The following is an 8385-nucleotide window of genomic DNA, read 5'->3' as shown; positions in this document are numbered from 1 at the left end:
GCAAGCATGAGGTCGTGGGTTCGATCCCCTCTGCCTCCACCAAAATTTACCTGAACTTACATGAGACATTTAATTCCAAAGGGGGCGCCAAGCCTCCGGTGGACTTATATAAATAAACAACAAATCTTTGTTGTTTATTTATAACGTTCTTTGACATTGTGAATGGGTTTTTTAATCAGAGAGTTTACTCAATTCTCTCTCTGGTTATACTGTTAATTTTAATAGGTAGATATTTTCTGGTTTGCGTTTTTCTGCTCTCCCCGAGCAGTATTTGAGCGCAGACATTGACAGAGAAATACTAGCTTTTTGATTTTAATGAGCGTCATGTATTTTTTGTTCGGCCCCCATACCCTGGAAGGCCGGATGATTGTTCCAAGATCAGATTAGTACAAAAGTGATCTGATCTCTGTACATGGCGATGATCTCAAGTGTTATAAGAGCATATGGTGGATGCCTTGGCGAATAGAGGCGATGAAGGACGTGTTACGCTGCGATAAGCGTCGGGGAGCTGCGAAAAAGCTTTGATCCGACGATTTCCGAATGGGGAAACCCGGCTATTTAATAGTCATCCCTACCTGAATACATAGGGTAGGGAAGCGAACTCAGGGAACTGAAACATCTAAGTACCTGAAGGAAAGGACATCAACCGAGACTCCGTTAGTAGCGGCGAGCGAACGCGGACCAGGCCAGTGGCTTGATTTGAAAAACGAGAATGCAATGGAAAGTGCAGCCTTAGTGGGTGATAGCCCCGTATCGGTAAATTCATTTCAAGTCCTCGAGTAAGGCGGAACACGTGAAATTCTGTCTGAACATGGGGGGACCACCCTCCAAGCCTAAGTACTCCTATTCGACCGATAGTGAACAAGTACCGTGAGGGAAAGGTGAAAAGCACCCCGATAAGGGGAGTGAAATAGATCCTGAAACCGTATGCTTACAATCAGTTGGAGCTCCTTTATGGGGTGACAGCGTACCTTTTGTATAATGGGCCAACGACTTAGTATGTCATGCAAGATTAAGCCGATAGGTGTAGTCGAAGCGAAAGCGAGTCTTAATAGGGCGATTTAGTATGACGTATTAGACCCGAAACCGAGTGATCTAGTTATGGGCAGGTTGAAGGTGCAGTAACATGCACTGGAGGACCGAACCCACTTATGTTGAAAAATGAGGGGATGACCTGTGACTAGGGGTGAAAGGCCAATCAAACTCGGAGATAGCTGGTTCTCCGCGAAATCTATTTAGGTAGAGCGTCAGACGAATACTGCCGGGGGTAGAGCACTGGATGGATGCGGGGGGCGCGAGCCTTACCAATTCTAACCAAACTCCGAATACCGGTAAGTACTATCTGGCAGACACACTACGGGTGCTAAGGTCCGTAGTGGAGAGGGAAACAGCCCTGACCGACAGCTAAGGTCCCTAAATCATGTCTAAGTGGGAAAGCATGTGAGAAGGCCAAAACAACCAGGAGGTTGGCTTAGAAGCAGCCACCCTTTAAAGAAAGCGTAACAGCTCACTGGTCTAATAGCCATCTTGCGGCGAAGATGTAACGGGGCTCAAGACATGTACCGAAGCTTCGGATTTGATACTTTGTATCAAGTGGTAGCGGAGCGTTCTGTAAGCCTGTGAAGGGATACCTGTGAGGGGTCCTGGAGGTATCAGAAGTGCGAATGTTGGCATGAGTAGCGATAAAGAGTGTGAGAGACACTCTCGCCGAAAGTCCAAGGGTTCCTGCGTAAAGCTAATCTGCGCAGGGTTAGCCGGTCCCTAAGGCGAGGCTGAAAAGCGTAGTCGATGGGAACTCAGTTTAATATTACTGGGCCTGGTGGTAGTGACGGATGATGTAAGTTGTTCCTCCTTATTGGATTGGAGGGGCCGCGAAATCGTTCCAGGAAATAGCTCCACCGTTAAGACCGTACCCCAAACCGACACAGGTGGACAGGTAGAGCATACCAAGGCGCTTGAGAGAACTATGTTGAAGGAACTCGGCAAATTGCATCCGTAACTTCGGGAGAAGGATGCCCCCTATGAAGGCAACTTTTTAGGGGGGGCACAGACCAGGGGGTGGCGACTGTTTACTAAAAACACAGGGCTCTGCGAAGTCGCAAGACGACGTATAGGGTCTGACGCCTGCCCGGTGCCGGAAGGTTAAAAGGAGGTGTGCAAGCACCGAATTGAAGCCCCGGTAAACGGCGGCCGTAACTATAACGGTCCTAAGGTAGCGAAATTCCTTGTCGGGTAAGTTCCGACCTGCACGAATGGCGTAACGACTTCCCCACTGTCTCCAACATAGACTCAGCGAAATTGAATTGCCCGTGAAGATGCGGGCTACCCGCGGTTAGACGGAAAGACCCCGTGCACCTTTACTATAGCTTCAGAATGATAATGGATATGTTATGTGTAGGATAGGTGGGAGGCTTTGAACTCATGTCGCCAGATGTGAGGGAGCCGTTGGTGAAATACCACCCTTAACCTGTCTGTTATCTAACCGCGGCCCGTATATCCGGGTCCGGGACCTTCTGTGGTGGGTAGTTTGACTGGGGCGGTCGCCTCCTAAAGAGTAACGGAGGCGCGCGATGGTAGGCTCAGGTTGGTCGGAAATCAACTGTGAGAGTGCAATGGCATAAGCCTGCCTGACTGCGAGACTGACAAGTCGAGCAGAGACGAAAGTCGGTCATAGTGATCCGGTGGTCCCGCGTGGAAGGGCCATCGCTCAACGGATAAAAGGTACGCCGGGGATAACAGGCTGATAATGCCCAAGAGTCCATATCGACGGCATTGTTTGGCACCTCGATGTCGGCTCATCTCATCCTGGGGCTGGAGCAGGTCCCAAGGGTATGGCTGTTCGCCATTTAAAGAGGTACGTGAGCTGGGTTTAGAACGTCGTGAGACAGTTCGGTCCCTATCTGCCGTGGGCGTAGGAGAATTGAGAGGATCTGTCCCTAGTACGAGAGGACCGGGATGGACATACCTCTGGTGGACCTGTTGTTGCGCCAGCAGCATTGCAGGGTAGCTATGTATGGACGGGATAACCGCTGAAAGCATCTAAGCGGGAAACCCACCTCGAGATAAGTTCTCCCTAAAGAGCCGTGGAAGACCACCACGTTGATAGGCTGGATGTGGAAGCGCGGTAACGCGTGAAGCTGACCAGTACTAATTACTCAATCGACTTGAAATCATTCGTCATGAACAGAGATCAGATGATTTAAAAGAATATTTTAAATGTGACGGGGGATGTTCCCCCGCGCACGTGCGCTCCCCCAACCTCGCATTAGCTCGGGCGGGCGGTCGCCCTTGCCTCAGGCTGTAACAGCCTTCGGTTTGGTGTGTAACTTGAAATATTCTAAACTGATCCTGGGATAACGCTCAGTAAAATCAAAATAAAATTAACAGCCCAATATCCTTAATTGACCTGGTGATCATAACGTTTGTGTCCCACCCGGTCCCATCCCGAACCCGGAAGTGAAACCAGATAGTGCCGATGGTACTTCGTCTCAAGGCGCGGAAGAGTAGGTCGTCGCCAGGTCTATTAAGGATATTGAACAAAAACCCATCCACAATCTCAAAGCCGACCTCATGTAGCGAAGCGGTAGGCAAATATCATTACCGCGGGGTGGAGCAGCCCGGTAGCTCGTCAGGCTCATAACCTGAAGGTCGTTGGTTCAAATCCAACCCCCGCAACCAAGAATACACATAAAAAGCCTGCTAGTGCATTGTACTGGCAGGCTTTTTTGATTCAACCTCCCGCGATTTGACAAGCCAGAAACTCTCCTATAGGCTGCAAAACAGCTAGCACGGTTCTAGCACGGTTTAGCACGGTTTTTAATACAGTCATTAACACAATTTGGCACAGGGGAATTCTTATGGAAATTCACAAAATCCTGGGCGGCAAAGTAAGTGTGTTCCGTCGGGAAGATTCAAAGAAGTGGCAATGCGCCGCCTCGATCAAAGGGCGGCAGTATCGACAAAGCAGCAAACAGGAGAGCCTGGCCGCCGCCAAGGATGTGGCCGAAGACTGGTATATGGAATTGCTCAATATGGATCGCTTCGGCGAGCTCAATGCGGGCAAGACCTTCCGCGAGGCCGCGAAAATCTTCGAGAGTGAATATGAACTGATCACCATCGGGCGCCGCAGCCCGAAATGGGTCGAGGGGCACAAAGCCCGGTTGCGGCTGCATCTCCTGCCGTTCCTCGGCGCCAAAGGCGTCAAGGCGATCACCTCCGGCGTCGGCCAGAATTACCGCGCCCACCGGATGACCAAGCCGGAAGACTGGCCGGAAGAAGGCGCAGAAGGCTACAAGCCCTGGACGCCGCCGGCCCAGAACACGCTGCACAATGAAGTGGTGACCCTGAGCATGGTCCTGAAGACCGCCCAGCGTCATGGCTGGCTCGACCATGTGCCGGATCTGTCCGATCCCTACCGCCGTCAAAGCAAGGTCGAGCATCGCCCCTGGTTCACCCCTAAGGAATATAAACGCTTCTATGAAGCCACTCGCCATAACGCCGCCTATCCGAAAGTGGTGCGGTTTAAATGGCAGGCAGAGCAGTTGCATGACTATGTGTTGATCATGGCCAACACCGGGCTCAGGCCCGATGAGGTCAAGCGTCTGGAGTACCGGGATGTTGAGATCGTCGATGACGAGCACACCGGGGAGACTATTCTTGAAATCGAAGTCCGCGGCAAACGGGGCGTGGGCTTTTGTAAAAGCATGCCGGGGGCGGTGCGCCCCTTTAAGCGTATGCTGAAAAGAAATAATCCGGAACAGACGGATCGTTTGTTCACGACTGACTTCAAGAAAATGCTGAACGGCATTCTCTTGAAACTTGATCTTAAGTTTGACCGAAATGGCAAGGCCCGGACGGCTTACAGTTTACGGCACAGCTATATCTGCTTCCGGCTGCTGGAGGGTGCCGACATCTATCAGGTGGCCAAGAACTGCCGCACATCCGTCGAGATGATCGAAAAGCACTATGCCGCCCATCTGAAAGACATGATCGACACCCGGCTCGTGAACGTGAGACGGGTCAGGGGCGTCAAGGTCTTTGATGTTGACTAATGGCCTGTGAGGTAGAGAGTCTGGATGATGTTAATTGACCTTGGAGACAGTCAATCAGGCTGTGCCCTCGCGAAGAACTGCTGCATCGGCCAACCCTACGCAGTTATTTCTATGATGGCTATACTTTTTCCCTGTTGCCTACTCTGTAGAGAGATGGCGAAGTAAACCATTGCTGCGCACCGGCTAACAAATTAATGTTCCCTAATGAGTTATTCATATCGCTGTTTCAAGAAATTGACGAAAATTCTACCTCTGAATCCATCACCTTTATTTAACGGGGGTATTACCGCCTCTATCGGCCAGAGGCGGACATTCAATTTTCACCAAATAACAGGGATCAGTTGTTTGATTTGTTAGGTGCTTTCATAAAAGAGCCAATTTCTTTGACCTTTCGGTATCTGACAAAAGGTCATGATGTTCTTTATAAAGTTTCTTTATGGCATCCAGTGCAATCTGCAGGCATTCATCTCGTTTTTTGACTGCATCATCATGCGATATTTCTTTAACTCCATGCACAATTTTACTTCTTTCAGTATAGTATTTTACAACTTTACTCTGGAGTTCTAGCCTCTCTTCCGAGTTCTCTTTCAATAGCTTGGCGATTGAAACGGATATTCTGTAGCTAAGCTCTGCATTACCTCCAAAAAGGTTTTCCCATGCAATTATTGAATCAATGAAACCATCAATGGGGTTCATTCTTTCGTTAATTGATGAAAGTATTCTTCTAATGGCTAATCTTATTTTCTCATCATCACTATCATTAATGATTTTAGACCAGTAGGTTATGGCCTCAATTTCATCACTTTTGAGCAAATAGTGGGGCATAGGAGATTTAACACTATTACCCCATGATATATTTGTACCATGGCTTAACGGATCAAAGACAAGAGACCAAGCCTGATTTATTCCTATTGCAGGAGTTCTATTTATAGCTAACGCTAAAGCGAATGATAGGTTCTCTTGGAATAAAGCAAGTTTTTTCCTGGCTTGTTCTAATTGAGGAGGCCAATTTTTAGATCCCTGCTGCTCGCCGAGTATTATCTCGTATGGATATTTATACTCAAGAACTAGACCAAGAATTTTATTCTGACCGCCTAAAATAGATGGCCTTGCTTGATTTGGTATAAGAGATAATATTTCTTCGTTATAGGTTCGAATTTTTCCATTTTCTATTTCCATTTCTGAAAAATCATCAAGGCCAACATTGTGAAATCCAACGAAGGCTGGAACCTCGATTTGTTTCCCTTCTCCAAGGTTTCGTAACATCTCAATATTTTCAGCTACTGAGGCTAACAACGCATCACGGGAAATATTGCCTCGCATTTTCATTAGCTCATAGGTGTTTGCGATAAGAGTCTCGGGAAAAACTGCTAATTGAAGCCCTCCACCCCTGCCAGAAGAGGCCATATATTGACAATGGGTATCCATTTCATTCTCACCAACATTAGTGAATAGCTTAGCTAATGATCGATCAGCCATGATACTGTCTATAAGAATCTGTCTTTCATGCAGCTGATAAGTTAAAGAACTCAAATGAGAGAAGGTATTCATAAAAAAGTGACTGTTAGTGGGAAGATTTATCAGAAAAAGAGGAAAGACCTCCAGTGCGATTTTAGATGCGGATGAGGCTACAGGGTCTGGAATATCAACATGAACTTTCTCGCCACCAAGTTGTTCATGCCAAATATTAAAAATATGCCTGTTATCCTGTAGGATTTGTGGAAGTGTATGAAACACTGAAAAATCAACATCACCTTGATCAATCCCTTGCATTCGTAGTCGGCGACAGATTTTGATAAATCCTTTTAATACTTCAGCTTTTTCCTCACTTATATCATACTGACCATTTAAAACCCCTAAGGCTACGTCCTCTTCAATATTCAGAATGAATCCCAGTATTTTATGCCCCATGTTTTTTATAAAAAGAGGGATATTTACTATTGGCATATTTTTTTATCCTCTATTGTCTATTTGCAGGCACCTAACCTTGGCTTGACAAGCACAATACCATTAAATTAATGTCCGCTTTGGGTCGAAAGCAGACACTCGGTAAGCGGACAGCTGCCCTGCTTAATTTTATATGAAGGAAACGTAATGGCTTCATTTGCTTTGTTGAGGAACAACAGGGATATCAAAGTGCAATACATCTTCGCGAATGCCGAGTTTGGAATATAACTCAATCGCTGGCTGATCCTCTTTGTCGGCTTGCACATAAATGACCCAAGCACCGCGTTTTAATGCCATGGGTTTAAGTATTTCTATTAATGCTGAAGCGACACCTTTTCTTCTATAGGGTTTTGAAACTGCTAAATCGTAAATATATATTTCGCTTCGTTTTTGTTCGAACTTTTTAAGTTCGTATGCAGCAAGACCGCCAATGACAACACCATCTTTTTCTGCTTTAAGCGCAATGAAAGTATCACTAGTAAGAAGTTCTTTCGAGTAGGAGTTATCCGGCCGGTTGTTTCCATACGTTTTCTTGTCATCAAAAGCTTCTTCGAAACAATTCAATAGTGCTTCAAACCCTTCCATGTCCTCAGCGGTAATTTGCTTTATTTGAAAATTCATATGATTTATCTTCCGAATAATGAGGAGTTTATCTCAATTGAATTAACCAGTCAAAATGCTAGTCTGCGATTATCTACTTTGGGGCAGCTGTAGCCGTGGAGGAGCGTCAGGAGCATATGATAGGCCGTTTCGGTACTGTTGCGGAGCGCTGCGCCGGCGCGGCGGTAATTCTTCTGACGAAAGAACTGGCGCTGCTGTAACAAGAAAGTCGCGATCTCCGCCTGAAATTTATCCTGCTGCCGCATCGTCGTCCAAAATTTCGGGCGGGTCATTTTCTTCTGATTGACCTCGACAAAGATCTGCCGACCGGGGAAGACTTGGTGGTCGTCAAAGCTGTAGATCCGCAGAATCCGGCCGGGGTTATGCCGGTTCAGGTTTGCGGGCTCTTTGCGGGGTTTGAGGACCTGGCCAGCGCGTAAGCTTTTCACTGGCGGCTTGAATTTATCGTCTGTGGGAGGTGCCGGGGGCGCGCGTCGGGGGATGAGTCTGCGGGCCTCATTGAAGCCCACCCGAATGATCGCGAGGGCGCGGGTGAGGTCTGGGTCCAGATTGTCGGACCGAATGCCGGTTTTGATAAATGCTCTGGGATGGACCATCATTACCCCCATGTTATCTGCTTTCCTCGCCTCTTGTTCGTGACGTGTGTTTCGCCCATGGTATACACTCGAGTGACATTAAACAAGGACCGGTTGTTAAAATAAACCTCTGCACCCGGTGGGGCACGTCAAAGGGCACCGTTTAGACCGCAATCAGGCCGCGAGGCGGG

Annotated in this window: 4 protein-coding genes, 2 tRNA genes and 2 rRNA genes (1 of these 8 cut by a window edge); 5 read left to right on the top strand and 3 right to left on the bottom strand. The window is 47.7% G+C overall.

Going from position 1 to position 8385, the window contains the following annotated elements; translation table 11 throughout:
- The 5 genes from FIV45_RS17700 to FIV45_RS17680 form a co-directional block, all read left to right on the top strand.
- A tRNA-Ala gene (locus FIV45_RS17700) sits at positions 1-42 on the top strand (it extends 34 nt beyond the left edge of the window).
- Positions 43-422: 380 nt separating this feature from the next.
- A 23S ribosomal RNA gene (locus FIV45_RS17695) occupies positions 423-3172 on the top strand.
- A gap of 233 nt (positions 3173-3405) precedes the next feature.
- Positions 3406-3520 (top strand): 5S ribosomal RNA (gene rrf / locus FIV45_RS17690).
- Between the two features lie 81 nt (positions 3521-3601).
- A tRNA-Met gene (locus FIV45_RS17685) sits at positions 3602-3678 on the top strand.
- 179 nt (positions 3679-3857) lie between these two features.
- The gene (locus FIV45_RS17680) at positions 3858-5051 is read left to right on the top strand and encodes a tyrosine-type recombinase/integrase (protein WP_099474531.1); all 1194 of its coding nucleotides are present in this window, start codon (positions 3858-3860) and stop codon (positions 5049-5051) included.
- Between the two features lie 363 nt (positions 5052-5414).
- Here FIV45_RS17680 and FIV45_RS17675 read toward each other — a convergent pair whose 3' ends face one another.
- The 3 genes from FIV45_RS17675 to FIV45_RS17665 all read right to left on the bottom strand — a co-directional run bounded on the left by FIV45_RS17675 (position 5415) and on the right by FIV45_RS17665 (position 8227).
- Positions 5415-6998 (bottom strand): HEPN domain-containing protein, encoded by a 1584-nt coding sequence (locus FIV45_RS17675; protein ID WP_099474530.1) that lies wholly within the window; start codon positions 6996-6998, stop codon positions 5415-5417.
- 153 nt (positions 6999-7151) lie between these two features.
- Positions 7152-7619 carry an AAC(3)-I family aminoglycoside N-acetyltransferase gene (locus FIV45_RS17670; protein WP_099474528.1) on the bottom strand — a complete coding sequence of 156 codons (468 nt, stop codon included), beginning with the start codon at positions 7617-7619 and terminating at the stop codon, positions 7152-7154.
- 50 nt (positions 7620-7669) lie between these two features.
- Positions 7670-8227, bottom strand: coding sequence for a hypothetical protein (locus tag FIV45_RS17665; protein ID WP_099474526.1), 558 nt, complete (start codon positions 8225-8227; stop codon positions 7670-7672).
- Positions 8228-8385 lie beyond the last annotated feature (158 nt).

The sequence above is a fragment of the Paremcibacter congregatus genome (assembly GCF_006385135.1).
Classification (GTDB): domain Bacteria; phylum Pseudomonadota; class Alphaproteobacteria; order Sphingomonadales; family Emcibacteraceae; genus Paremcibacter; species Paremcibacter congregatus.
Note: the sequence above shows the minus strand (reverse complement) of the source record. Positions and strands in the feature narration are given on the sequence as shown.

Coding starts and splice junctions, on each gene's coding strand:
- FIV45_RS17680 (WP_099474531.1), top strand. CDS start 3,858: ATGGAAATTCACAAAATCCTGGGCGGCAAAGTAAGTGTGTTCCGTCGG.
- FIV45_RS17675 (WP_099474530.1), bottom strand. CDS start 6,998: ATGCCAATAGTAAATATCCCTCTTTTTATAAAAAACATGGGGCATAAA.
- FIV45_RS17665 (WP_099474526.1), bottom strand. CDS start 8,227: ATGGGGGTAATGATGGTCCATCCCAGAGCATTTATCAAAACCGGCATT.
- FIV45_RS17670 (WP_099474528.1), bottom strand. CDS start 7,619: ATGAATTTTCAAATAAAGCAAATTACCGCTGAGGACATGGAAGGGTTT.